The sequence below is a fragment of the Streptomyces sp. NBC_01298 genome (genome assembly GCF_035978755.1).
In the GTDB taxonomy this organism is placed as follows: Bacteria; Actinomycetota; Actinomycetes; order Streptomycetales; family Streptomycetaceae; genus Streptomyces.
Genome location: NZ_CP108414.1, coordinates 7,883,368 through 7,907,653, shown reverse-complemented (window position 1 = coordinate 7,907,653; position 24,286 = coordinate 7,883,368). Strand labels below are relative to the sequence as shown.

Sequence of the window (24,286 nt, the reverse complement as noted above, 5' to 3'; positions counted from 1 at the left end):
ACACCCGTATGACGTAACCTCACATCCTTCTGCCACGTCATCCGGACACAGGGCGAAAGGGGCCGGAATGCCGGGGCTCGGACGGTACTTGGCCGCCGCACTGGCGGCGCGCTTCGCCTCCGAGGGCATGGGCATGGCCGTCGTGCTGCTCGCCCTCCAGCGCACCGGGAGCGCCGCCCACGGCGCGTTCGTCCTGACCGCCTGGCTGGCCCCGCACGTGCTCGCGGCTCCGCTCGCGGGCACCGCCGCGGCCAGGTCGCGCCGGCCCCGCCTCTTCCACGTGGGCGCCCTGGCGGGTTTCACCACGGCCGTGGCGGCCCTGGCCCTGCTGCTCGGGCGGGCTCCGACGCCCGTGGTGCTCGCGGTGGCGGTGCTCGGCGGCTCCTGCGGGCCGATGGTGACGGGCGGGCTGTCGAGCCTGGTGGCGGGGCTGGTCCCGGCCGGCCCCGAGCGCGACCGGGCGTACGGCTGGGACGCCTCCACCTACAACGGCGCGGCGGTGACCGCCCCGGCGGCCGTGAGCCTCGTCGCGGCCTTCGGCTCGGCCGGGCCCGCGATGGGGCTCCTGGCCGCGTCCGGCGCCCTGGCGGCGGCGCTGGCGGCGACCCTTCCGTACGGGAGTCCGCTCGGAAGCCGGGAACCGGGCCCCGGCGCACCCCGGGTCGGGATGGGCGCCGGGCTGGCCGCCCTGTGGCGGATCCGGCAGCTGCGGGCCATCACCTCGGCCACGACCCTGGCCTTCCTGGGCCTCGGGGCGCTCACCGTGACCTCGGTCCTCCTGGCGACCTCACTCGGCAGCCCGGGCGGCGGCGGCGTACTGATGACCGCATTCGCCCTGGGCGCCCTCACCGGCTCCCTGACGCTGGGCAGGATCACGACCGTCCCCCCGGGCCGGCTCGCCCGCTGGGCCATGGCGGCGACCGGGGTGGCGCTCACGGTGGCGGCGTTCACCCCGTCCCTCCCGCTCGCGGCCGTCGCGTTCGCCGCGGCGGGGGTGTGCGACGGGCCGCTGCTGACGGCCACCCTGCGGATCCGCTCGGAGTTCGCACCCGACGGGACGCGGACCCAGGTGTTCACGCTCGGCGCCGGACTGAAGGTGACGGCCGCGTCCACGGGCGCCGCCCTCGTGGGGCTCGCCGCCGACGCGCCGCCCTGGATCCTGGTCCTCACGATCGCCGCCCTGCAACTGGCCGCGGCCCTGCTGCACACCGCCGTGGCGGCGCGCGGCCCCGACCGGGGGCCGGACGCGGCCACGGCCGCCGGCTCCGCGGCTGCCGACCCGGCGGCGGTCGCCGAACCGGCGGCCGCAGGACTGGCGGCCGCAGGACTGGCGGCCGCGGGACTGGCACCTACCGGGCCGGCACCTACGGGTCCGTCGCCTACGGGACCGTCGGCCTTGGACCCGTCGGCTACAGCCCCGTCGGCAGGTTCCGCCACAACCGCGCCCGGTCCGCGGACTCCTGGAGCGCCTTGAGGGTGGCCGGGTGCGCGGCCGCGTACAGCCCGGGGTAATCGATCTCGCCGAGCTCCGGGCGCACGGGGAAGGCGAGTTGTTCGCGGTCCAGGGTGAACTGGGCGTCCACACCGGGCTTGTTGCCCCGGGGGTCCACCCGGGACCAGCCCTCGCCGCCGGGCAGGCGCAGTGCGACGAGGCCGTGGAGGACGAGGTTGGTTCCGTCGTCGTCGCCCAGCAGCTGGTAGCAGAGGCCGGCCGGGATGCCCCGGGCGCGCAGCAGCGCGGTCAGCGCGTGCGCCTTGGCGTAGCAGATCCCGTTGCGCGTACCGAGGACGTCGGAGGCGCGCCAGGCGACGCGGTCGTCGCCGGAGTCGGCGGAGTGCGGGATGGTGTCACGGACGAATTCGAAGGCCGCTTTGGCGTATGAATATGCATCGCCGGTGGCGGTCCACAGGGCGTCGGCGGTCTCTTCGACCAGGGGATGCCCGTGATCGACCACGTCATCGGCGGCCAGATAGGCGGCAAGATCAGTATGCTCCTGGATCAATTCCATGATCCAGGAGCATACTGATGCATTCGACTGCATGCCTATAGATTTATGACGCAGGATTCGAGGAAGGCCGGCGAGTCTAGCGGGCCAGCTCTTCCTTGAGGGCCTGGAGGAAGCCGTCCACGTCCTCCTCCTGGGTGTCGTAGCTGCACATCCACCGGACGTCGCCCGCGATCTCGTCCCAGAAGTAGAAGCGGTAGCGCTCCTGCAGCCGTCGCGAGACCTCGTGCGGGAGCCGTGCGAACACGGCGTTGGCCTGCACCGGGTAAAGGATCTCCACCCCGTCGGTCTCCCGCACTCCGGCCGCCAGCCGCTGCGCCATCGCGTTGGCGTGGCGGGCGTTGCGCAGCCACAGGTCCTTCGCGAGCAGCGCTTCGAGCTGTACCGACACGAAGCGCATCTTGGAGGCGAGCTGCATCGACATCTTGCGGATGTGCTTCATCTGCCGGACGGAGTCCGGGTTCAGCACCACGACGGCCTCGCCGGCCATCATGCCGTTCTTGGTGCCGCCGTAGGACAGCACGTCCACGCCGACCGCGTTGGTGAAGCTGCGCATCGGTACGTCGAGCGAGGCCGCGGCGTTGGCTATCCGGGCACCGTCGAGGTGGACCTTCATGCCCTTGGCGTGCGCGTGCTCGCAGATGGCACGGACCTCGTCCACGGTGTAGACCGTGCCGAGCTCGGTGTTCTGGGTGATCGAGACGACCTGCGGCATCGCCCGGTGCTCGTCCTCCCAGCCCCAGGCCTGCCGGTCGATGAGCTCGGGGGTGAGCTTGCCGTCCGGCGTGGGGACGGTGAGCAGCTTGAGGCCCGCCATCCGCTCGGGCGCACCGCCCTCGTCCACGTTGATGTGCGCCGACTCGGCGCAGATCACGGCGCCCCAGCGGTCGGTGAGCGCCTGCAGGGCGGTCACGTTGGCGCCGGTGCCGTTGAAGACCGGGTAGGCCTCGGCGTCCGCGCCGAAGTGGCCGCGGAAGACCTGCCGCAGGTTCTCGGTGTACTGGTCGTCGCCGTAGGAGACCTGGTGGCCGCCGTTGGCGAGCGCGATGGCCGCGAGGATCTCCGGGTGGATCCCGGCGTAGTTGTCGCTCGCGAAACCGCGCACCGCCGGGTCGTGGTGCCGGCGGGCGTCGGTCCGCGCGGCGGACTTGCGTATCGCGGTCTTCACGGCACCGGCCTTCGCGGCACCGGTCTTCACGGTTGGGGGGTGAGCCACAGGCGCTGTCCGTTCACATCGGTGGCGGGCCGCTCCCAGACGCCGGCGATGGCCTCGGCCAGCTCCTTGACGTCGGTGAAGCCCGCGAACTTCGCAGTGGGACGCTCGGCGCGCATCGCGTCGTGTACCAATGCCTTGATCACCAGGATCGCAGCAGCGGCCTGCGGACCGTCCTCGCCACCCGCCTTGCGGAAGGAATCCGCCATCGCGAGCGTCCAGGCCTCGGCCGCCGCCTTGCCCGCGTTGTACGCGGCGTTGTTGGCGACCGGCTTGTGCGCACCGGACTGGCTGACCAGGACGTAGCGTCCGCGGTCGCTGCGCAGCAGCCCGTCGTGGAATGCGAGCGAGGTGTGCTGGACGGTGCGGATGAGGAGCTTCTCCAGGAAGTCCCAGTCCGCGAGGTCCACGTCGGTGAAGGTCTTGCTGCCGCGCCAGCCGCCGACGAGGTGGACCACGCCGTCGATGCGGCCGAACTCCTTCTCGGTCTGCTCGGCCCAGGCCTTGGTGGCCTCCAGGTCGAGCAGGTCCACGGTGTCACCGGTGATGGTGGCGCCGCCGTGGGCGTAGCGCGCGGCGTCCACCGCCTCGGCGAGGCGGGCCGCGTCGGCGTCGGACGCGATGACCACGGCTCCCGCCTCGGCGAGGCGGAGCAGGGTGGCGCGGCCCGCGGGCCCGCCGGCCCCCGCCACCGCCACTACCGCCCCGTGGAGCTTCCCGTTTCCGTTACCGGAGCCGTTCATCTGTGCAGCCTCCTGTGGGCGAGCGCTCACGCGGCGACCCGCGCGGCGGTCTCGCGTTCCGCGGCGTTCCCTGCCGTGATGCCCTTGGTCGAGGCGATCACGCCCTTGAGCTTCTTGGCCAGGGCCTCATAGAACATGCTCAGCGGAAACTCGTCCGGAAGCACGTCGTCCACGAGTTTGCGCGGCGGCTGCGTCAGGTCCAGGGCGTCGGGGCCCTTGGCCCACTTGGAGCCCGGGTGGGGAGCGAGGTATTCGGCGACCAGGTCGTACGCCTTGAACCAGTGGACGAGCTTCGGGCGGTCGATGCCGGCCCGGTAGAGGTCCTCGATGTCGGCGCACAGCTGGTTGGTGACCTGCGGGGCACGCATCCAGTCGATCTTCAGCTTGTTGTCCGTCCAGCGCACCACGTCGTGCTTGTGGAGGTACGCGAAGAGGAGCTGGCCGCCGAGGCCGTCGTAGTTGCGGTTGCGGTCGCCGGAGACCGGGAATCGGAACATCCGGTCGAAGAGGACGGCGTACTGCACGTCGCGGCCGTGCTCGTTGCCCTCGGACTCCAGCTTCACGGCCTCCTTGAAGGCGGTGAGGTCACAGCGCAGCTCTTCGAGGCCGTACATCCAGAACGGCTGGCGCTGCTTGATCATGAAGGGGTCGAACGGCAGGTCGCCGTGGCTGTGCGTGCGGTCGTGGACCATGTCCCACAGGACGAAGGCCTTCTCGCAGCGCTCCTGGTCCTCGACCATCCGGGCGATGTCCTCGGGCAGGTCGATGCCCAGGATGTCGACGGCGGCCTCGGTGACCTTGCGGTAGCGGGCGGCCTCGCGGTCGCAGAAGATGCCGCCCCAGGTGAAGCGCTCGGGGGCCTCGCGCACCGCGATGGTCTCCGGGAAGAGCACCGCGGAGTGGGTGTCGTAGCCCGGGGTGAAGTCCTCGAAGGTGATGCCGAGGAAGAGCGGGTTGTCGTACCGGGTGCGCTCCAGCTCGGAGAGCCACTCGGGCCACACCATCTTCAGCACGACGGCTTCGAGGTTGCGGTCCGGGTTGCCGTTCTGGGTGTACATCGGGAAGACCACGAGGTGCTGGAGCCCGTCGGCGCGCTCGGCGGCCGGGGCGAAGGCCAGCAGGGAGTCGAGGAAGTCCGGCACGCCGAAGCCGCCGTCGGCCCACTTGCGCAGGTCGCCGACGAGGGCGCGGTGGTACGCGGCCGCGTGCGGGAGCAGCGGCGACAGCGCCTCGATGCCCTCGATCACGCGCTCGACCGCGGCCTGGACGGTGGCACGGGCGTGCTCACCCTCGGCCTCGAAGTCGATGGAGCCGTCGGCCGACTGCCAGGGCCGGATCTCCTCCACGGCGGCCTTGAGCTCGGGCCACGCCGGGTAGTCGACCACCCGTACACCGGCGGTTATCACGGCACCGCCGATACCCGGCACAAGAGTTTCCGTCATGTCACTTCCTCCACAGGAGAACCTCACGTCGGCACAGCGTAAGCGGGTGAGGCTCTTCCACTCAAGAGGAGATCCGGGAAATTATCCTGCGTCACCCCCAGTTTCACGGGAAGTCTTCCCGTTGTCATGCGTGGAGGCGATTGCTTCGCCCAGGCGCGCCAAGGCCTGGCGGGCCTCGGGGAGCACTCCGTCCAGCGCGAGGAATCCGTGGAACATCCCGGGGTGGGAGTCAAGGGCCGAACGGACCCCGGCGCCGAGCAGCCGGTGGTGGTACGCCTCGCCCTCGTCCCGCAGCGGATCGCAGCCGGCGACCACCACGTGGGCGGGCGGCAGCCCCTGCGGGTCCCCGGCGAGCGGGGAGGCCAGCGGATGGCCGCCGTCGCCGCCGGGGCCGAGGTACTGCTCCCAGAACCAGCGCAGGTGCGCGGCGGTCAGGAAGTACCCCTCGGCGTTGCTCCGGTAGGACCCGGTGTCCTGCCCGGCGTCCAGGCAGGGGTAGATCAGCACCTGGAGCGCGACGGCGGGGCCCCCGTGGTCGCGCGCCAGCAGGCAGCAGGCGGCGGCGAGGTTCCCGCCCGCGCTGTCGCCGGCCACGACCAGGGCGTCCGGATCCCCGCCGAGCTCGTCGAGGTGCGCGGCCGCCCAGCACAGGGCGGCGTACGCGTCGTGGACCGCGGCGGGGAATCGGGCCTCGGGCGCCCGCCGGTAGTCCACGGAGAGCAGGACGGCGCCGGAGGCCCGGCACAGCGCCCGCACGGTGGCGTCGTAGCCGTCGAGGTCGCCGAGGACCCAGCCGCCGCCGTGACAGAACACCACGGTCGGCCGGGGCCCGGGCCACCGCTCGGGGTCCGGGTAGTAGACGCGTACGGGGACCGGCGGCGCCCCGGCCGGGCCGGGGACCTCCCGGTCCTCCACGGCCCCCACGACGGCCGGCCGGGCCGTCGCGGGCACCGCGGCGAGGATCCGCCGGGCCTCGTCGGCATCGGTGACGCGCCCGCCGAGGTCGGGAAAGAGGGAGGCGAGCGCGTCGGCGTAGGGCCGGGCGCCGGGATCGAGCCGGTCGGGCCGGCCGGGCCCGGCGGCCCCCGTGCCCCTTACGCCCCCATCAGGCCCGTTGACCCCATCGCCCCTGGCCCGCCCGGCGAGCCCACCAGCCCCGTGGGCCCTGCCTGCCCCGTGGGACCCGTGGGACCCGTCGGCCCCCTCGGCCCCGTGGACCCGATCTGCTTTACCAGCCCCGGCGGCCATCGCGGCGGCCCTACGCCCGCTGGTCCGCGAAGTGCGGGATGACCTTCTCGCCCCACTGGCGCAGGGTCTCCAGACAGGCCTCCTGCGGCACGGTGCCCATCTGGATCAGGCACATGATCTCGTCGGCCCCCGCCTCCCGGAGCCGCTCCACGTACGCGATCGCCTCGTCCGCGCTGCCGTAGGCGTGGTCCGCGTTGAAGGTGGCCGTCGCGGTCGGCCGTACCGGGATGTCCTGCTCGTGCAGCCGGGCCACCACCTGCTCGGCCGCCCTGCGCATCTCCGCCCCCTCGTCGGCGCCCGCGACCACCGCCTCGTCCGGCACCCCCGCCCCGCCGTACCAGTGGCCGATCGACTGCGCGAAGAACCGCTGCCCCCGGATCCCGATCCGCCGCGCCTCCTCCGGGTCGTCGAGCACGATCGTCGGGCAGAGCACCGAGAAGTGGTCGTTGACGGCCGTCGAGACGAACCGGCCGCCGTCCCGGCCGGCGATCGCGGCGTCGTAGACGGAGCGCATCCCCGCGATGGAATCCGGCCCGGCGAATCCCATGACGAGCGCTCCGACGCCCAGTTCCGCGGCCTGCACCAGGGTCTCGGCCCGGCTGCACGCGAGGAACAGCGGCGGATGGGGCCGCTGGCTCGGCCGCGGCAGGATCGGGTGCGGATCGATGTCGATGAGCTCCCCGTGGTACTCCAGCTCCTCCTCCTGCCAGGCCTTCCCGATGATGCGCAGCGCCTCCTCCACCTCCGCCGTGGTGCGGTCCCTGTCCACCCCGCACAGCGAGGTCTCCTGCACGGTGCCGCCCCGACCGGCCCCGAGGTCGACCCGCCCGCCGGACAGCAGGTCGAGCATCGCGGCGCGCTCGGCGACCCGGACGGGGTGATTGAAGGCGAAGGGCATGCACACGACGCCGTGGCCGATGCGTATGGTGTTGGTCCGGGCCGCCACCCAGGTCAGGAAGATCTCGGGAGCACTCATGTGGGCGTACCACTTCAAGGAGTGGTGCTCCACGGCCCAGATCCGGTCGAACCCCATCCGCTCGGCGAGCACCGCCTGCTCGACGCAGTCCCGGATGACCTGGTGCTCCCGTTCCACGGTCGGGTCGGCGAGCTGAGCTTCGAAGATCACGGAGAATTTCACGGTGCCCCCAGGGTTGCGTCCCGTACCCGGTCTCACTTCTATTCGGAATATGACTAGTAGTCAGACGTCGAAGAAGCAAGAGCTTCCACCGACCGCGTGGGCGGTCCTCGGTCTGCTCTCCTTCCCCGGGGAGCGGACCGGCTACGAGCTGAAGAAGTGGGCGGACTCCTCGCTGCGCTTCTTCTACTGGTCCCCGGCCATCAGCCAGATCTACGCCGAACTGCGCCGCCTGGAGGAGCTCGGCTACGCGGCCTCCGTGCGCTCCGGACCCGAAGAGGCGCGGGCCAAGCGCCGCTACGGCATCACCCCCGCCGGGCGCGAGGCGCTGGCCGGCTGGGCCTCCGACGTCGCCGAGGCGGGCCCCCCGGTGCTCAAACACGGTCTGCTGCTGCGGGTCTGGCTCGGGCACCTGGCCGAGCCGGAGCGGCTGCGCACGATGGTGACGGAGCATCTGGAGCGCACCACCGAGGAGTTGGCCTCCGTACGGGAGGCCATGGCGCACGCGGCCACCGAGCCCGACTGGGCGTTCCCCGTGCTCGCCCTGCGCTGGAGCGAACGCCAGCACCTGGCCGAACTGGAGCTGACGCGCGCCCTGCTCGCGGACCTGGACGGTCCGCAGGGCCCGCACGCGCGGGAACGTCAAGCCGGTGGGGACGCGCCCACGCCCGGGTGACCACGTGGGCCGCGCCGGGGGCTCCCCAACCCCCGGCGGGCCCGTCGGGGAGCGGCCGGACGGCATTGCCGAGGCCCCGCAAAGGCGGTTTCATCGCATGCGGGGCGCACTAGCATGCGCCTCACATCACGCGCGGCCGGTCGGGACACCGCGACCGCGCGGGGAGCCGCCGTCGACGGAAGGATGAGAACCTTGACTTTCCTCACCATCGGACACCGCGGGGTCATGGGTGTCGAACCGGAGAACACGCTGCGCTCGTTCGTCCGCGCGGAACGCTCCGGCATGGACGTCGTCGCGCTGGACGTGCGGCTCAGCAAGGACGGCGCCCTCGTCGTCCTGCACGACGCCGAGGTCGACCGGACCACCGACGGTTCGGGAGCCGTGGCCGACCTGACCCTGGCCGAACTGCGCGAACTGGACGCCGGGGACGGCGAGCACGTGCCGGTCCTGGACGAGGTCCTCGACGCGGTCCGCGCCCCGCTCCGGATCCAGGTCCACGACCTCGCCGCCGTCGGGACCTTCGCGGAGCTGCTGCAGCGCCGCGACCTGACCGGCCGGGTGGAAGTGGCCTCCTTCCGCGACGAGGTGCTCGTGGAGGCGGCCCGGCTGGTGCCGGGCGTACGGACCGTGCTCTACGCGAACCAGACCCCGGCGGACGCCGCGGAGGTCGTCGCCCGGGCCGCGCTGGCCGGCGCGGAGACGGTGGCCCTGAACATCGGCCACCTCACCCTGCACACCGTGGAGGCGGCGCACGAGGCCGGACTGCGCGTGACGGGATGGACGGTCAACACGCTGGAGCGGCTGCGCCTCGCGCGGGCCCTCGAACTCGACGGCGTGCTCACCGACTTCCCGGAGATCCGCTCCACGGGCCGCTTCACCGCCTGACCCCCCGGAGCGAGACCGGCACGCACGGCGGTCGGCCCACGGACGGCCCGTCCCGTGGGCCCCGCCCCCGCCCCCGCGACTACAGCGTCTTGACCAGCAGTTCGAAGGCCAGGTCGTCGCGGAGCGGAACGCCGAACCGCTCGTCCCCGTAGGGGAAGGGGCTCATCTCGCCGGTGCGCTCGTAACCGCGGCGCACGTAGAAGGCGATGAGCTCCTCCCGTACGTTGATCACGGTCATCCGCATCTCCTTGGCCGCCCACTGCTCACGCGCGCGGCGCTCGGCCTCCAGCATGACCGCCTTGCCCAGCCCGCCGCCCTGCTGCCCGGGACGGACCGCGAACATGCCGAAGTAGACGTGGTCACCGCGGTGTTCGAGGTGACAGCAGGAAACGATCTCGCCGGCACGCTCCACGACGAGGAGCATGCCGTCGGGGTGGCCGACGATCCGGGCCACGTCCTCGGCGTCGGTCCGCTGTCCGTCCAGGAAGTCCGCCTCGGTGGTCCAGCCGCCGCGGCTCGCATCCCCCCGGTACGCCGATTCCACGAGCTCCACGAGCTCCGGGATGTCCGCCTCCACGGCACTGCGGTAGGTCAAGGCCTGGGGGGCGGCGCTCGGCATCGAGGGCTCCGTTCTGCGCTGGGTCACGCGAGGTCATGCGATATGCGTCTTCCGGTGGTCGCACAGAGCCTAACCTCGCCCGGCGTGATGGCCGTGTGAAGGGGGCATCTCTTCCGGTGAAGCCGACGAACCGGGAGGTTCCGCCGTGCACGGTCCCGCCACGTCCCTCTCCACCACCGTCTCCGCCTGGCTCCTCGTCCTGCTCTGCGCGGTGAGCGGGGCGTACTGTCTGCGGCGCGCGGGGAGAGCCGGCGGCGGAGCGGCGGCCGGGGAGGCGGCGATGGGTTTCGGCATGGCCCTGATGGCGGTGCCACTGCGGCTGGGCGGCGGCTGGCAGGCGCCCGTGCTGGGCGCGGTCTTCTGCGGGGCGGCGCTGCACGCCCTGTGGCTGCTGCGCGGGGGCCCGCACCACGCGCACCATCTGGTGGGCTCGCTGACCATGGTCTACATGGCGCTGGCCGCCGGGACGGGCGCGGGCGCGGCGCCGGGATCCTCGGGCCACGCCCACGGGCAGGGCGCCGGGCTGCCGCTGCTCACCGGCCTGCTGCTCGTCTACTACGCGGGGTACGTGGTGCTGGGCGGCGCCCGGCTGGTCACCGTCGGCGCCTCGGGCGCCGCAGGCACCACGGGTGCCGGGGGTGCCGCGGTCGGCGCGGTCGGCGCCGGCGCTCCCGCCGGACCGGCGGAAGTGATCCGGGCCTGCCGACTCGCCATGGGAATCGGCATGTTGGCGATGCTGCTCACGATGTGAGGCCGCGGAGCCACGGACGGAACGGAGGGGGACGGAGCGGGACGGCCAAACGTGTCCTGCGTCACCCTTGGCCCGGACCATACCCGCAGGTAGTCGCACGCTCCTAGGCTGGACCCATGATGGTCCCCGCCGTTCTCCTGCTGCTCGGCGCCCTGACCGCGGTGCTCGCACCCCGCCTGCTGGCTCGGGCCGAATGGCCCGAGCGCGAGCCCGTCGTGGCCCTCTGGGCGTGGCAGTGCGTGGTGGGCGCCGTGCTCCTGTGCTTCGCCCTGTCGATGCTGCTGAGCGCGGCCGCCGCCTGGCACGCCGTGCGGGGCCGCCTGTTCGCCCCGGCCCCGCACGGCGTGGTCGACGCCTACGCGCTGGACGCCGCGGGCGGGCTCTGGGCCGCGGGCACCGCCGTCGCGCTGGCCGGCGGCGGGCTGTGGACCGGGGCGATGCTGGCCCGGGAGATCCTGCGGGCCCGCGCCCGACGGCGTGCGCAGGGCGCCGAACTGCTGCTGCGGGCACCGCTGTTGCCCGGCGAGCAGGCCACCGGGGCGCGGCTCGTGGTACTGGAGGGGCAGCGGCCCGACAGCTGGTGGCTGCCGGGTCCGCTGCCGCAGCTGGTGGTCACGACGGCGGCGCTGGGCCGGCTCAAGGGGAGTCAGCTGGACGCCGTACTGGCCCACGAGCAGGGGCACGCGGCGGCCCGGCACGACTGGCTGCTGCACTGCTCGCGGGCGCTGTCCGGGGGGTTCCCGCGGGTCCCGGTCTTCGCCGCGTTCGAGGCGCAGATGCACCGGCTGGTGGAGCTGGCGGCCGACGACGTGGCCTCGCGGCGGTACGGGCGCCTGACCACCGCCCTCGCCCTGATCGGCCTGAACGAGGACCGCGGGGTCTTCGGCCCGTCCCCCGCGCCGCACGCACACGTCCCCCAGCGGGTCCGGCGGCTGCTGGCGGCCGCCCCCCGGCTGTCGGCCGTGCGCCGGATGCGGCTGACGGCCCTGGCGACCCTGGCTCCGGCGATCCCGCTGCTGGTGGCGTTCGGACCGGGACTCGGCGCGCTGTCCTGAGGGCCGCGCCCCGGGCTTCGCGGGGCTCAGGGAACGGCCACGGACACCGCGAGGAGCGCGGCCCCGAGCGCCGCGGCGCACAACGACGCCTGCACGCAGCGGTGCTTGCGCCACACGACCCGTGCCATCGCGACGAGCTGACGGCTGAGGGCGGGGAGCGGGTCCGTCGTCCTCAGGGTGAGGGCGAGCTCGGCCGGATCCCAGTGCCGGATGTGGCCGAAGTAGACGAGGTCACCGGCTGAAACGCGGCGCACCGTACGCCCGTTCATCCGGGGGAAGACCGCGACCATCGCGAACAGCGCGGCCGCGGCGACCACCGCCCCACCCGCGAGGAAGACGGCGCGCCGGCTGCCGCCGAGGTCGGCGAGGGGGCGCGACAGGGTCGCGGCCAGGGCCAGCACGGCCGATTCGATGGTCAGCGCGAACGCCGCTTTCGCGTCAACTTTTCCGGTCCAGTCGATCAACGCGGCGTGGACGCGCCACGCCGTCTCTGTAGCGTTCTGCGCCGATTGGGGAGGAGCCTGCGGCGGCGGCGAAACCGGGGCTGGATCAGACATTTACCTCTCCTCACCGAAGGTCCGGTACCACGCCGCAGTATTGCGCCGCGCGGCGCAATGATCTGCGTCAGCCGACTCAGAAGGGCGGTTGAGCGGCCCACCCCCCGATCCACGTACTACCGTTCGAGCGCCTGGGCCCGAGGGGGGAGAACCAGTGGCACCACACGGAGCCGGAAACGGCCGGTCCGGAGCGTACGAGCCGTTCACGGCGGACGAGTTGCTGCTCCTTCGCGGAGCCGGCCGGGTCCGCGTATGGAACCGCCACGACCGCCTCATGCGGGAGGGCGGACCTCCCGACTCCGTCGTCCTCGTCATCAGCGGACTCGCCAAGATCACCGCGGAGTCGGACAACGGGTACACCAGTGTCCTGGCGCTGCGCGGACCGGGCGAACTCGTCGGTGAACTCTCCTGCCTGGACGGCACCGTGCGCTCCGCCACGGTCACCGCGCTCGAACGCCTCGAGGGCGTGGTCATCGGCGCCGAGGCCTTCCAGCGCGTCCTGAGCCTGCACGCCACGCTCACCCTGGCCGTCCTGCGCAGCGTCATCGCCCGGCTCCGCCACTCCGACGGCCTGCGCGCCGAGCACGGGGCCCGGACCGCCGCGGCGATGCTCGCGCGCGTACTCCTCGAAACCGCCGTGCGGCACGGCGTCGGCGTACCGGAACCGCCGGGAGCCATCGAGGTGAGGATGAACCAGCAGGAGCTGGCGGGCGCCGCGGGCATCTCCAGGGAATCGGTGGTGCGTTGCCTGCGCGCGTTGCAGAGCTCCGGCCTCGTCAGCACCAGCCGGGGGCGCACCCTCGTCCTCGATCTCCAGGGGATGCGGCTCCGGTCACAGGAGTGACCCGGCCGGTCCCCCACCGCGGGCCACCCCGCACGCACGGAACGCCTGCTACGCCCGTCGCATCCTGTGCGTCCCGTGCGCCCTGTGCGCCATCTGACGCTGTGGCCCCCGCCGACGGCGCGTAGACCTGACGGTGGGCGCCGCGGACCACCGGCAGGAGGGGGGCCGGTCGTCCGCGGCGCCGTACGGACAGAGAAGGACGGAGCACATGAGACCCAAGTCCCAGCACTACTGCATCCTGGTCGTCGACATCGAGAAGTTCGGCAAGCGGCGCAATCCGGTACAGGTCCGGCTGCGATCCGCCCTCTACGCCCTCGTGGACTCCGCGTTCCGCGAGGCAGGCATCGACCACGAGAGCGGTCCGCCGCCCGTCGACCGGGGCGACGGCTTCTTCTGGCTGCTGCCCGCCGATGTCGACAAGACCGACCTGACGGGCCGTTTCGTCGAGCTGCTGCACCACCGCCTTCGCGAGCACGCCGTGCTGAGCAGCGACGAGGGCGCGATGCGGTTGCGCGTCGCCCTGCACGACGGCGACGTGGCCGCAGACGGCCACGGCTGGGTCGGGGAGGAGCTGAACACGGCCTGCCGGCTCGCGGACATCGCACCGCTGCGGACGGCGCTCGCCGAGGGGGTCCGCTCCGGACTCGCGCTCGCGGTCTCGGACGAGTGGTACCGCCGGGTGGTGCGGCACGACGACCCCTCGGTCGTACGGGAGTCCTTCCGCCGGGTGGCCTTCGAAGCCAAGGAGATCCAGGGGGCCCGCGCTTGGGTCCGGGTCCCCGGCTACAGCGTCCCGCCCGGCATCGACGGCGAGCCGCCCTCGACCGGCGACGGCGGGCCCCCACCGGGTGGGGCGCCCGGGGGCGGCGGCCCTGCCGGGGGCGGCCCTGCCACGGGCGGCCCGTTCGCCGGGGCCACCTTCGAACGCGTCGGCCAGGTCTTCGGCGGGGACCAGCACGTCCACAGCCCGCAGACCTTCAACTTCGCCGACCTCCTGCCGGACGCCGCCGGAGGGGAGTTCACCGGTGGACCGGGGACCGGCGGCTCCGGCGGTCCCCGCCGTGCTGAGACCGAAGACAGGGGTGAGTGATGGGAAACGAAGCGGCGGCCCCCCCGGCCGCTCCCCCAGCCGCTCCCCGGGCCGCGGCCCCGGTCGCGGCCCCCGCACCGGCACCCGGCGGCGGGGACGCGGCGGCCGGCGACGCCCGCCACGGTCTGCGCGAGGGACTCTCCGGGCTGCGCGGCACCCGGGGGGCCTCCGGCGAACGCCTCGATGCCGAACGCGACGCCGTCAACAGCCTGCGCGTGCAGGCCACCCAGGTGTTCGGCGGCGACAACAACGTGTACAACCTGTCGCCCGAAGGAGCCGCACTACGCTCCTACCGGCTCTCCGACGAGGCCCTGGACGAGGTGCGCAGCGCCTTCGTCCGCCCCGCGGGCTTCGATCCCCTCGTCTCCGCCGTCCGCAACCGTTCCCTCCTCCTGCTGCGTGCGGGCTCGGGCTCGGGCAAGGCCGCCGCGGCCCTCGCCTCGCTCGACCAGCTGGGCCACCGCGTCCTGTTGATGGTCTCCGGCGAAACGGAGCTGTGGCGCGTCGAGGCGGCCGATCTCGCCGAGGGCGCCGGACTGGTCCTCGCCGACCTGCCCCAGTCCTCGGCCGATCGGCTCAGCGCCTTCGAACTGCGCCGCCTTGAAGCCCAGTTGCGCGCCCGGAACTGCCGGCTCGTCATCACCCTCGGAGAGCACACGCACGTCCCCGACCACGAGGTGCTGCGCGATGCCGTCGGGCTGGGCGACACCGCCCACGGACCGGCCGTCGCCGAGTCCCACTGCCTGTGGCACCTGGGACTGGCGGCCACCGCCCGCGGCCGCCGGATCCTGGCCCGTCCCGACATCGCCGAGCTCCTGGACGAACTCGACGGCACACACCTGACGGTCGCCGCCGAGCTGGGACGGGAGATCGCGGACGCCGCGTCCGCCCTGCCCGACGAGGACATCGCCGCCAGGGTCCGGGAACGACGGGAACGACGGGAACGGCGGAGCGGCCAGGACCTGGCCACCTGGCTGGAGCGCATGCCTCAGCTGACCGAGCAGTGCCTGGCCGTCGCGGTCTCCGTCTTCGGCGGCGAGGCGTACGAGATCGTCGCCGCACTCGCCCGGGACCTGGAGGACAGGCTCCAGACCGAGGAGAGCCCGGACAATCCCGACCGTCCTCGCGGCACCGCCCTCGGCGGCACCCGGACCGCCCGGCTCGCCACCGTCGACGGCGCGCTCGTCGAATCCGAGGTCTCCACGCGGCACGGCGGAGCCCGCGGCAAGGTGGTCCGGTTCCAGGATCCCGAGACCGCGCTCAAGGTGCTGGAGCACGTGTGGAACGAGTACGACGAGATGCGTACGGCCCTGCCCGAATGGCTGCGGGACTCCGCCGGAGGCCCGCTCTCCACGGTGGGCGTACGCGCGGCCGTCACCGCCGGAGTGCTCGCCGAGCACGCGTTCGAGACCGTGCGGGCCGAGATCCTGCTGCCCTGGGCCGAGTCCGAGGACTCGGAGCTGCGCGACGCCGCCGCGATCACACTGGGCGTGGCCGCCCGTGAGAGCGGACACGCACAGGCGGCCTACAACCTGGTGATGGCCTGGAGCCGGAGCGAACCCGAGTTCCAGGCGACGGCCGCCCGCGCCTGGCGGGTCGTCTTCGAGCGCGACGGCGTCGATCGCACCTGGGACTGGATGCACCAGCTCGCGGAGGTGGAGGAGGTCCCGGTCATCGCGGCGCTCTGCCGGAGCATCACCGAGTACATCGCGTTCGACGACGGCCGGCACCGGCGGGACGCGCTGGACCTGCTCGACCAGTGGATCTCCGGATTCCACGGCACCGAACGCCGCCTGACCGGCATCGTGGCGTTCCTCTGCGCCACTTCGGACCTCGTCGAACACCGGCCCGCCGCGGAACCGGACACGGGCACCACCGCGCTGTGGCACACCCTGCTCGCCGTCACCGAGTTCGACGGTGAACTCCGAGGCGAAATAGCCGGGTTGTGGCGCGCGGCCATCGGATCCGTGCTGTTCGAGCTCGCGCACGAGGCACTGACCGAATGGGCTCAGCTCGTCGAGAACTTCCCCCGTGGACGCGCCGTACTGGCCCTGCTGATCGGCGAGATCGCGTCCGATCCGCGCACCCTGCTGCTCCTGCGCCACCGCGCGGAGCAGTGGGTCAAGGGGACCGACGGCCGCAGCGCACCCCTCACCGGACAAGCAGTCCTGGCCCATCTGGACGGAAGGAACCCGTCGCCGTGAGCGATCTCCAGTCACACCGGCTCTTCACCGGCCCGGCGCCCATAGGCATGGCCGACCGGGGACTCACCGCGGAACCCGGTCAGGCCCTGCTGTACAGCACCAAGGACGGCAGGCTCGTCCACCTCGACCGCGTGCCCTCGCTGATCAGCATCAAGAAGTACCGCTACCGGTACGAGGTCGACCTCGGCGATCACACCATCACGTGGCACGCGGCGCTGCCCAGCGCGACCGGCGGCTTCCCCTTCCAGGCCACCTTCGAGGCCCGCTGGCGGGTGACCGACCCGGCCGAGGTGGTGCGGCGCCGCATGGAGACCGTGGCGAAGGCGCACAACGAGGTGTCCGTCGCGATGCGCACGGTGTTGTGGCCCTGCGCGGCTCGGTACGGCATTGAACAGCTCATGGAGTTCGACGAGTTCGTGCGCGGCATCCTTTGCGCACAGCCGAGGGAACTGCCGACGGGGATCACCGTCGATGCCCTGATCGTCCGGCTCTCCCTCGACGCGCAGGCGACCGAGCACCTTCGCGCCCTGAAGCAGACCGAGTTCGACACGGTGATGGTGCAGGCGGTCCACGTCAAGGAGACCACCTCCCAGGACCTGGCCGCCGTACGCCAGACGAAGCGGGAGGAGGCCCTGCTGGCGGCGGCCCGCGGGGACGGAGGCCTCTTCATCCACCTCATCGGCCAGGACCCGTCCAAGCTCCACGACATCATGGTGGAGGTCGGCAACCGCAACGACATCGCGGTGGAACAGAAGTCGAAGATGCTCAAGCAGATGATCGACGCCGGTCTGATCCAGCCGGCCGAGGCGCAGCGGATGTGGGAGGAGATGCACCGCCCGGCGCCGCTGTTCGGACCGCAGACGGGTGAACCGTCGGGACAGACCGCTCTGACCACGGCCGCCCAGCCGGGCGGTCCGGCGCCGCACCAGAACGGCGCCGCCACGCCCTCCGTGATTCCGGGCCTGCTGGTGCCGCAGGCGACGGCCACCGCGCCGCCCCGGCCGCGCCATCGCCCGCAGGGCGGTGACACTGCCGCCGCGGAGCCCGCCGCGGCCGGTCCGGTACCCGCTCCTGCTCCCACTCCCGCTCCCACGCACGCGCCCGAACCCGTTCCCGGGCCCGTACCCGTGCCCGTGCCCGTGCCCGAACCGCCGCGGTCACCCGCTCCGGACCCGGCACCCGCTGCCGCCGAGCCGCCGCACCCGGCGCAGTACGAACCGGCCGCCACCCCGGCTCCGGAACCCGTCGCCGACGAAGGCTCCGGCTCCGCTCCCGACCGGGACACCGGCTCGAACGTCACGGGGACGACCGCGGTGGGTGTCCGGCGGCGCGGACCGCGCGGCGGGGCCGGGTGAGCGGGCGCCGGGGTCAGCACCGGGCCCTGCCCCCGGCCGGTCCGGCGCGCCGCGCCCGCCGGACCGGCCGGCTCGGCCGGCTGGCGCTCACGCTCACGATCGTCTTCACCGCACTGCTCTCGGGAGGGACCCTGATGTTCGGTGCCAGCGGATTCGCCGGCGCCCTCGTAGTGGGCGGCGCTCTGGTCACGGCGGCGTGGCACCGGCTCGCCCGGACGCCGGGCGAAGAGGTCCGGAACGCGCACGCCGATGACGCGGCCACCGCGGGCGCGGACGCGGCCGGTCCGGGCGCTGGCGGCCGGAACATGTCCGGCCGGAACATGTCCGACCGGGGCGCGGGTGGCGGCAGCGGTCCGTACGAGCAGGGCCGGTCGCCGCTCCCCGCGCAGGAGGCGGACCGCTCCGGGGGGACCGGCCGAACGCCTTCCCGTGACCTCGTACTCCGGGCACCACGGCCGGAGTTCCGCCCGGACGGTTCCTCCACCGGCGGCTCCGCACACCCGGAGGCCGAGGGCCCCGGGTCCGCATCCGGGCCGGCCCGCCGCCCGGAGCCCGCTCCCCGTCCCCACCCCGGCACCAGCCCCGACACCGGCATCGGGGCACCGGCCGGGCCCGAACCCGTACCGCACGAGCGGCCCCGGACGGAGATCGAGGGGTTCCCCGTACTGGCGACGCCCTCGCGCGCGTTCCACGCGTCCTGGCTCCTGCCGGAGCAGCCGGCACCGCACGGGCTGGTGGCCGACCGGGCCGAACTCGGCGGACTCGTCCTGCGGGCGGCCTCGGTGATCGGCCCCGGGCACCGGGCCCTCGCCCGCCCGCGCCAGGACGCCTACCGGATCGGCCGCGACCGTTCGGGAGACCATCTGATCGTGGCCGTCGCGGACGGCATGTCCGACAGCCCGCACTCCGACATCGGAGCCCAGGTCGCCGTGTCCGCGCTGGTCGGCGCGGTGCGCGAGGCGCTCGACTCGGGCACGGACCCGGAGTCGCTCGCCCGGGTGCAGGTGTTCCTCGCCGCGGCCAAGCAGATGTACGCGGCGGCCGACGCCCGGGGCTGGACGGCGGACGACGTACGGGCCGTGGCGGCGGTCGCCGTGATTCCGGCCGCCGCGGAGCCCGGGACCGCGCGCCGGGTCTGGCTGGGCGCGATCGCCGACGCGACGGCGTGGCGGCTGGAGAAGGGCGCGTGGGACCGGCTCATCGGGGACGGCAAGAGCGGCTACGACCCCTCTTCGGTGTCGAGCTTCCTCCCCCACACACCGGATCTGGCCACGTACGAGACGGTCGAACTGCGCTCCGGCAGCGCCTTGGCCGTCACCACCGACGGGGTGGGTGACGCCCTCGAATCGGGGCCGACGGCCCGCGAGTGGTTCGCCGACCGCTGGGCCGGCCCGCCCGAGGTCGGCCGGTTCCTCATGGACGTGGGGTTCGAACAGGTTCAGATGCAGGACGACCGCACCGCCGTGGTCGTCTGGTGCGCGGACGAGGAGACCGCGTGAAGACCTGGTCGCAGAACCCGTTCGGGCCGGCCGTCCCGCTCTCCGGGGTACCGGAGGGGGCGACCGTCGCCAAGGAGAACGGCGAATCGCGGCTCGTCCACGAGATCGACGGCCGTCCCGGCTGGCTCGCCAAGCTGTACAAGTCTCCGCCGAGACCCGCCCAGGTCGAGGCCTTGAGCAGGATCGTCGCCATGCCGGGCCTGATGTCCCCGGCGGACCTGGACCTCGTGGACCGGTGCGTGTCCTGGCCCGTCTCGCGGATCATCGACGGCGGCGAGGTCGTCGGCGTGGTGATGGCGAAGGCGCCCGAGCGCTTCTACGCCCGGCTGCGGACTCCGTGGGGTGTGCACGAGCCGGCCCCGCTCCTGCTCGACTGGCTGGTACAGGACGACGAGGCCTGCGCCAAACGCGGGATCACCCCTGCCTCTGAGCAGGTGCGGCTCCGCACCATGCACCAACTCCTCGCCGTCGCGTCCCTGTTCGCCCGTCACGACGTGGTCTATGCCGACTGGTCCTACCGCAATGCCTTCTGGGACGAGCGCACGGGTGACCCGTTCGTCATCGACATGGACACCTGTGGCATCGGAACGCGCGACTGGGTGGAGTCTCCCCAGTGGGAGGACCCGCTCTTCGCCGCGCCCGGGCGGCCCCTCACCCCGTACAGCGACCGGTACAAGATCGCCATGCTGACGGTGCGCTGCCTCACCGGAGTCCGCGACGACCCTCTGGTGGCGCACGCCCGGCTCGTGGCCGCCCACGGGGTGAGCCACTTCACCTCGGCACTCGAACAGGCGCTGACCAGTGTGCACGAGACGGGCCGGCCGAGCCCGGAGCAGCTGATGCACGCGCTGCTGCTGACCGTGCGGGAGCGGACCGGCGCCGCGGCCACCGCGCCCGCCGGCCGGGCTCCGAGCAGCAACGTCACGGGGCGGATCAAGGTGGGCCCGGCCGCGGCCCGGGGGACGGGCACGACACCGACGCGTGGTGCGGCGGCCCCGACGGCCCCTTCCCCGGGCACCGCACCGGCCGGAGGGACCACTGCTCCGCGCGGCCGTCCGACAACCGCCGGACCGACAACCGCCGGACCGACAACCGCCGGACCGACAGCCGCCGAGCCGACGGCCGGGGAGCCGTGGCGACCGACGTCGTACAGCCCGCCCGTCGCCCGCCCGCGCGGACGCCGGGCCCGTGCCGTGACGGGCTGGCTCCTGGCCCTGCTGGCCATCGTCTACTGCATCACGCACTTCGGCTACGGCCTGGTGTGACCCACACACCGGAGCAGAGAGGAACAACCATGACCGAGACCCAGGACACCCGGCCGCCCGGGTTCGGCTCCAAAGGGCTGCCCGCGTACGTCGTGCTCGACACGTCAGGTTCGATGGCGAAGTACGAGCCGCTGCTGAACGCGACCCTGCTCAAGATCTACGACACGCTCTACACCAGCCCGCTGCTCTCGGAGTTCATCCACCTCTCCGTGATCTCCTTCAACACGCAGCCGCACGTGGTCACCGAGATGACGGACATAGAGGAGATGGAGAGCCTGCCGACCGTCACCTGCGAAGGCCTCACCAACGTAGGGCCGATGCTGCGGCTGCTCCGTACCCGCATCACCGAGGACGTCGAGAAGCTGTCGGCGAAGGGCGTCAAGGTGCTGCGCCCGGTCGTCTTCCTGCTCACCGACGGGGCCCCCACCGACGCGCCGACGGGCATCTGGCACCAGGACCTGGACGCGTTGCGGGACCCCGCCTGGAAACCCCGCCCGCACGTCATCACGTACGGGTTCGGCGCCGCGTCCGAGTCCATGCTGCGCAGCATGGCCACGGTGGCCGCCTACCTCGCGGAGGACGAGGCCCAGTCCACCGGCGAGGCGCTGTCCGAGGCGATGAGCAGCCTCCTGAACTCCCTGGTCGCCTCCGCCCGCGTGCAGCAGCTCCAGGTACCGGAGGAGGTCAAGGGGTACCGCAGCGTGCCCCTGGACTTCGTGGACTGACCCGCGGCCGGACGACGTCCCGGTACGGGGCTCCCGTGCAAGGATCACCGCATGCGGAACGATCGCGTGCGGTTGCGGAACCCGCCTGTGGGCCGACTGTTGGGCGCTCTCCTCGTCGCCTCGGCCGTCCTGACGGTCCTGGTGGCCGTCCGCTGGGGTCCCCTGATGTCCTTCGACGGCCGGATCGCGCGGGGGCTGCACTCCTACGCCGTCTCCCACCCCGGGGTCACCCGGCCGGTACGGGTGCTCAGCGACTGGGTCTGGGACCCGTGGACCATGCGGGCCCTGGCGGGCGCGGCCTGCCTGTGGCTGTGGTGGCGGGGCGAGGTCCGGTGCGCGGTGCGGATCGCGCTGGCCACCCTCGCGGCCTCGGCGGTGAGTCAGGGGCTGAAGTTCCTGGTGGGGCGGGAGCGGCCGGTTTGGCCGGATCCGGTCGTCTCCGCGGACTACGCCGCCTATCCGTCGGGGCACGCCCTGACGGCGACGGTGGTCTGCGGCCTGCTCGTGTGGCTGGCCGCACGCGGGCCGGCGCGGCCGTCCTCCCACCCGCTCACCCGCCCCCGCCGCGGCCCGGCGCTGCTCGGCGCCCTGGCCTCGGTCTCGGTCCTCGGGGTCGGCTTCACCCGGATCTACCTCGGCGTCCACTGGTTCTCGGACGTCCTGGCGGGCTGGCTGCTGGGCGCGGTGCTCGTGGCGCTCGCCGTCTCGGACGGTGCCTGCTCTGGGCGATCCCCCGTGTCGCCCAGAGCAGGCGGTCCGGCGCGCTGAGTATACTGGCCGCGAGCCAGTCAACGCAGGAGCAAGCATGTCCCCGCGCAGCGCATCGGTCAATGAAGAATTGCGCAGGCGTTCCCGGGAGCGACTGCTGCAGGCCACGGTCGAGCTCGTCGCGGAGCGCGGCTTCGAGGCCACCACCCTCGGCGACATCGCCGACCGGGCGGGAACCGCCCGTGGCCTGGTGTCCTACTACTTCCCGGGCAAGCGCCAGCTGCTCCAGTCCGCCGTGCACCGGCTGATGCACCTCACGCTGGAAGCGGCCCTGGAGCGGCAGCCGCGCCCCGACGGGCCCGACGCCGGCCGGGAACTCATGGCACGGGCCATCGACGCGATCCTCGGACTGGCGATGGAGCGGCCCCGGCTGATGCGGACCCACATGGCGGGGATCCTGCAGGCGGAGGGTTTCGTCCAGTGTGCCGAGCAGCAGCGGCTCGCGGAGCTGCTGCGGGACACCGTCGTACGGTACGGATCGGCCGACGTGGACACGGACTATCCGCTGCTGCGGGCCCTGTTGATGGGCGCGGTGGTGGCGGTGCTGCTGCCGGGAGCGCCGATGCCGGCGGCCCGGCTGCGGGCCGAGCTGTTCCAGCGGTACGGGCTGGACTGGGAGCTGGGTGTCCCGCCGGACGGTGGGCCGCCCGGCGGGACGTTTCCCTCACCGCGTCAGCGGTGATCTGGGTGCCTCAGCGGAAGTCGGGCCGCGTCAGCGGTAGTCGGGCTGTGTCTGCACGTTGAGCCGGTCCAGCCACACCCACTTGGCGCTGTCGGTGCGCCAGTCGTCGAGCCGCAGCACGTCGAGGCCCTTGACGATGTCGTTCGAGTAGATGTGCCCGTTGTAGTAGTACGCGGACCAGGAGCCGCCGAGACCGAGCTTGTCGGTGGTCAGCGGGCCCCGCTCGAAGTAGGCGATCTCCTTCGGGCGGGTGGAGTCGGTGAACTCCCAGACGGAGATGCCGCCCTGGTACCAGGCCTGGACCATGATGTCGCGGCCGCCGCCGACGGGGATCAGCGAGCCGTTGTGGGCCACGCAGTTCTCGGTGTCGGCCTGCATGCGCGGGATCTTGAAGTAGCTCTTGAAGACGAGCTTGCGCTGGTCGCCGCGGCCGGTGATCTCGTAGATGCCGTCGGCTCCCCGGGTGGGTCCGGTGGCCTCGTTGCAGGTGGGGCCGCCACCGCCGCCCAGCTCGTCGGTGAACACCACCTTGTTCGCACGCTCGTTGAAGGTGGCCGAGTGCCAGAACGCGAAGTTCACGTTGTCCTGGACGCGGTCGATGACGCGCGGCTCCTCGGGCTTGCTGATGTCGAAGAGGATGCCGTCGCCCATGCAGGCGCCCGCCGCGAGATCCTTCGAGGGCAGCACGGTGATGTCGTGGCAGCCGGTGGTCTTGGAGACGCCCGGGTTGGTGGGCGCGCCCGGGTTGCCGCCGTCGGGGAAGAGGATCGGGAAGGCCACGACCGCGGCCTGCGTCGGGTTCTTCTTGGGAACCTTCACGACCGAGATGCCGTCGTGCGGCGGCTTGCAGTCGGGGAAGGCGTCGCTCGGGTTGTACGAGGAGACGTAGAGGTAGTCGTCCCGGCCGCCCGGCACCAGCGTGTGGGTGTGGGAGCCGCACGGGGTCTCGACGGACTTGACGTACTTGGGGTTCTTCTTGTCCTTGATGTCGAAGATCCTGATGCCCTCCCACGAGGACTTCTCCGTGGCGGGCTGCGAGACGCTGGTGCAGGAGTCGTCGCTGCGCGAGGAGTCGGTGGACAGGAAGAGCAGGTCCCCGTCGACCGAGACGTCGTTCTGCCCGCCGGGGCAGAGCACTTCGGTGACCTTCTTCGGCGCCTTGGGGTTGCCGATGTCGTAGATCACGAAGCCGTTGTAGTTGCCCGCATAGGCGTACTTGCCCTGGAACGTCATGTCGGAGTTGATCTGGTTCGGGTCGGTGCTCGGGATGTTGGCCAGGGGTTTGATGTTGCGGCTGTGGACGATCTCGTCCTGGCCGGGTATCTCGCCGGGTGCCAGTTCCCGTCCCGCGCCGGCCGCGGTGGCGGCGCTCTGCGGCGCACCCGCGCCCGGGACGAGGTCGCCCGGGTCCGGGGTGGCGGCCGCGGGTCCGGCCGCCAGTAACGAGGTGAGGAGTCCGGCCGCTGCCACGGCCACTCCCAGGGATGTGCGCCGCGCTCTGCTGGTGTGCATCGAGGTCACTGT

Annotated in this window: 23 protein-coding genes; 14 read left to right on the top strand and 9 right to left on the bottom strand. The window is 72.8% G+C overall.

What is annotated here, in order from left to right; genetic code table 11:
• Positions 1-67 precede the first annotated feature (67 nt).
• Positions 68-1,474, top strand: coding sequence for an MFS transporter (locus OG730_RS36155; RefSeq protein ID WP_327308199.1), 1,407 nt, complete (start codon positions 68-70; stop codon positions 1,472-1,474).
• Here the strand turns inward: OG730_RS36155 and OG730_RS36150 are convergent.
• The 6 genes from OG730_RS36150 to OG730_RS36125 all read right to left on the bottom strand — a co-directional run bounded on the left by OG730_RS36150 (position 1,410) and on the right by OG730_RS36125 (position 7,790).
• Positions 1,410-2,009 (bottom strand): transglutaminase-like domain-containing protein, encoded by a 600-nt coding sequence (locus tag OG730_RS36150; protein WP_327308198.1) that lies wholly within the window; start codon positions 2,007-2,009, stop codon positions 1,410-1,412. The two genes, OG730_RS36155 and OG730_RS36150, sit on opposite strands and share 65 nt — an antisense overlap.
• A 76-nt stretch (positions 2,010-2,085) precedes the next feature.
• Positions 2,086-3,162: a threonine aldolase family protein gene (locus tag OG730_RS36145; protein WP_327309563.1), complete on the bottom strand. Its 1,077-nt coding sequence runs from the start codon at positions 3,160-3,162 to the stop codon at positions 2,086-2,088.
• A gap of 38 nt (positions 3,163-3,200) precedes the next feature.
• Positions 3,201-3,962 carry an SDR family NAD(P)-dependent oxidoreductase gene (locus OG730_RS36140; RefSeq protein WP_327308197.1) on the bottom strand — a complete coding sequence of 254 codons (762 nt, stop codon included), beginning with the start codon at positions 3,960-3,962 and terminating at the stop codon, positions 3,201-3,203.
• Between the two features lie 26 nt (positions 3,963-3,988).
• Positions 3,989-5,404 carry a DUF6421 family protein gene (locus OG730_RS36135; RefSeq protein ID WP_327308196.1) on the bottom strand — a complete coding sequence of 472 codons (1,416 nt, stop codon included), beginning with the start codon at positions 5,402-5,404 and terminating at the stop codon, positions 3,989-3,991.
• Between the two features lie 81 nt (positions 5,405-5,485).
• Entirely contained in the window at positions 5,486-6,355 is an 870-nt protein-coding gene (locus OG730_RS36130; protein WP_327308195.1) for an alpha/beta hydrolase, read from the bottom strand.
• 307 nt (positions 6,356-6,662) lie between these two features.
• The gene (locus OG730_RS36125) at positions 6,663-7,790 is read right to left on the bottom strand and encodes an LLM class flavin-dependent oxidoreductase (RefSeq protein ID WP_327308194.1); all 1,128 of its coding nucleotides are present in this window, start codon (positions 7,788-7,790) and stop codon (positions 6,663-6,665) included.
• A 49-nt stretch (positions 7,791-7,839) separates the two neighbouring features.
• Here OG730_RS36125 and OG730_RS36120 point away from each other — a divergent pair, with 49 nt between their 5' ends.
• Together OG730_RS36120 and OG730_RS36115 are read left to right on the top strand one after the other, a co-directional pair.
• Positions 7,840-8,463: a PadR family transcriptional regulator gene (locus tag OG730_RS36120; protein WP_327308193.1), complete on the top strand. Its 624-nt coding sequence runs from the start codon at positions 7,840-7,842 to the stop codon at positions 8,461-8,463.
• Between the two features lie 192 nt (positions 8,464-8,655).
• Positions 8,656-9,348 (top strand): glycerophosphodiester phosphodiesterase, encoded by a 693-nt coding sequence (locus tag OG730_RS36115; protein ID WP_327308192.1) that lies wholly within the window; start codon positions 8,656-8,658, stop codon positions 9,346-9,348.
• 79 nt (positions 9,349-9,427) lie between these two features.
• Here OG730_RS36115 and OG730_RS36110 read toward each other — a convergent pair whose 3' ends face one another.
• Positions 9,428-9,967, bottom strand: coding sequence for a GNAT family N-acetyltransferase (locus tag OG730_RS36110; RefSeq protein WP_327309562.1), 540 nt, complete (start codon positions 9,965-9,967; stop codon positions 9,428-9,430).
• A gap of 145 nt (positions 9,968-10,112) precedes the next feature.
• Here OG730_RS36110 and OG730_RS36105 point away from each other — a divergent pair, with 145 nt between their 5' ends.
• Both OG730_RS36105 and OG730_RS36100 read left to right on the top strand, forming a co-directional pair.
• Positions 10,113-10,718, top strand: coding sequence for a DUF5134 domain-containing protein (locus tag OG730_RS36105; RefSeq protein WP_327308191.1), 606 nt, complete (start codon positions 10,113-10,115; stop codon positions 10,716-10,718).
• A 116-nt stretch (positions 10,719-10,834) separates the two neighbouring features.
• Positions 10,835-11,773, top strand: coding sequence for a M56 family metallopeptidase (locus tag OG730_RS36100; protein ID WP_327308190.1), 939 nt, complete (start codon positions 10,835-10,837; stop codon positions 11,771-11,773).
• Between the two features lie 26 nt (positions 11,774-11,799).
• Here OG730_RS36100 and OG730_RS36095 read toward each other — a convergent pair whose 3' ends face one another.
• Positions 11,800-12,330 carry a Pycsar system effector family protein gene (locus tag OG730_RS36095; protein ID WP_327308189.1) on the bottom strand — a complete coding sequence of 177 codons (531 nt, stop codon included), beginning with the start codon at positions 12,328-12,330 and terminating at the stop codon, positions 11,800-11,802.
• 154 nt (positions 12,331-12,484) lie between these two features.
• Here OG730_RS36095 and OG730_RS36090 point away from each other — a divergent pair, with 154 nt between their 5' ends.
• The 9 genes from OG730_RS36090 (at position 12,485) to OG730_RS36050 (ending at position 22,762) form a co-directional block, all read left to right on the top strand.
• Positions 12,485-13,174 (top strand): Crp/Fnr family transcriptional regulator, encoded by a 690-nt coding sequence (locus OG730_RS36090; protein ID WP_327308188.1) that lies wholly within the window; start codon positions 12,485-12,487, stop codon positions 13,172-13,174.
• Between the two features lie 208 nt (positions 13,175-13,382).
• Positions 13,383-14,264 carry a hypothetical protein gene (locus tag OG730_RS36085; RefSeq protein WP_327308187.1) on the top strand — a complete coding sequence of 294 codons (882 nt, stop codon included), beginning with the start codon at positions 13,383-13,385 and terminating at the stop codon, positions 14,262-14,264.
• On the top strand, positions 14,264-16,468 hold the full coding sequence (locus OG730_RS36080) for a hypothetical protein (RefSeq protein WP_327308186.1): 2,205 nt from the start codon (positions 14,264-14,266) through the stop codon (positions 16,466-16,468). Before OG730_RS36085 ends, OG730_RS36080 begins: the two co-directional genes overlap by 1 nt.
• The gene (locus OG730_RS36075; RefSeq protein WP_327308185.1) at positions 16,465-17,823 is read left to right on the top strand and encodes a hypothetical protein; all 1,359 of its coding nucleotides are present in this window, start codon (positions 16,465-16,467) and stop codon (positions 17,821-17,823) included. The genes OG730_RS36080 and OG730_RS36075 overlap by 4 nt, the downstream gene beginning before the upstream one ends.
• Entirely contained in the window at positions 17,820-19,322 is a 1,503-nt protein-coding gene (locus OG730_RS36070; protein WP_327308184.1) for a protein phosphatase 2C domain-containing protein, read from the top strand. The genes OG730_RS36075 and OG730_RS36070 overlap by 4 nt, the downstream gene beginning before the upstream one ends.
• The gene (locus tag OG730_RS36065; RefSeq protein WP_327308183.1) at positions 19,319-20,587 is read left to right on the top strand and encodes a serine/threonine-protein kinase; all 1,269 of its coding nucleotides are present in this window, start codon (positions 19,319-19,321) and stop codon (positions 20,585-20,587) included. The genes OG730_RS36070 and OG730_RS36065 overlap by 4 nt, the downstream gene beginning before the upstream one ends.
• Positions 20,588-20,616: 29 nt before the next feature.
• A complete protein-coding gene (locus OG730_RS36060; RefSeq protein ID WP_327308182.1) occupies positions 20,617-21,312 on the top strand; it encodes a vWA domain-containing protein in 696 nt (231 codons plus the stop codon).
• A gap of 51 nt (positions 21,313-21,363) precedes the next feature.
• Positions 21,364-22,080 (top strand): phosphatase PAP2 family protein, encoded by a 717-nt coding sequence (locus tag OG730_RS36055; RefSeq protein WP_327308181.1) that lies wholly within the window; start codon positions 21,364-21,366, stop codon positions 22,078-22,080.
• Positions 22,081-22,117: 37 nt separating this feature from the next.
• Positions 22,118-22,762, top strand: a complete 645-nt coding sequence (locus OG730_RS36050) for a TetR/AcrR family transcriptional regulator (RefSeq protein WP_327308180.1) — start codon at positions 22,118-22,120, stop codon at positions 22,760-22,762.
• A gap of 30 nt (positions 22,763-22,792) precedes the next feature.
• Here OG730_RS36050 and OG730_RS36045 read toward each other — a convergent pair whose 3' ends face one another.
• On the bottom strand, positions 22,793-24,283 hold the full coding sequence (locus OG730_RS36045; RefSeq protein WP_327308179.1) for an LVIVD repeat-containing protein: 1,491 nt from the start codon (positions 24,281-24,283) through the stop codon (positions 22,793-22,795).
• Between the last annotated feature and the right edge of the window lie 3 nt (positions 24,284-24,286).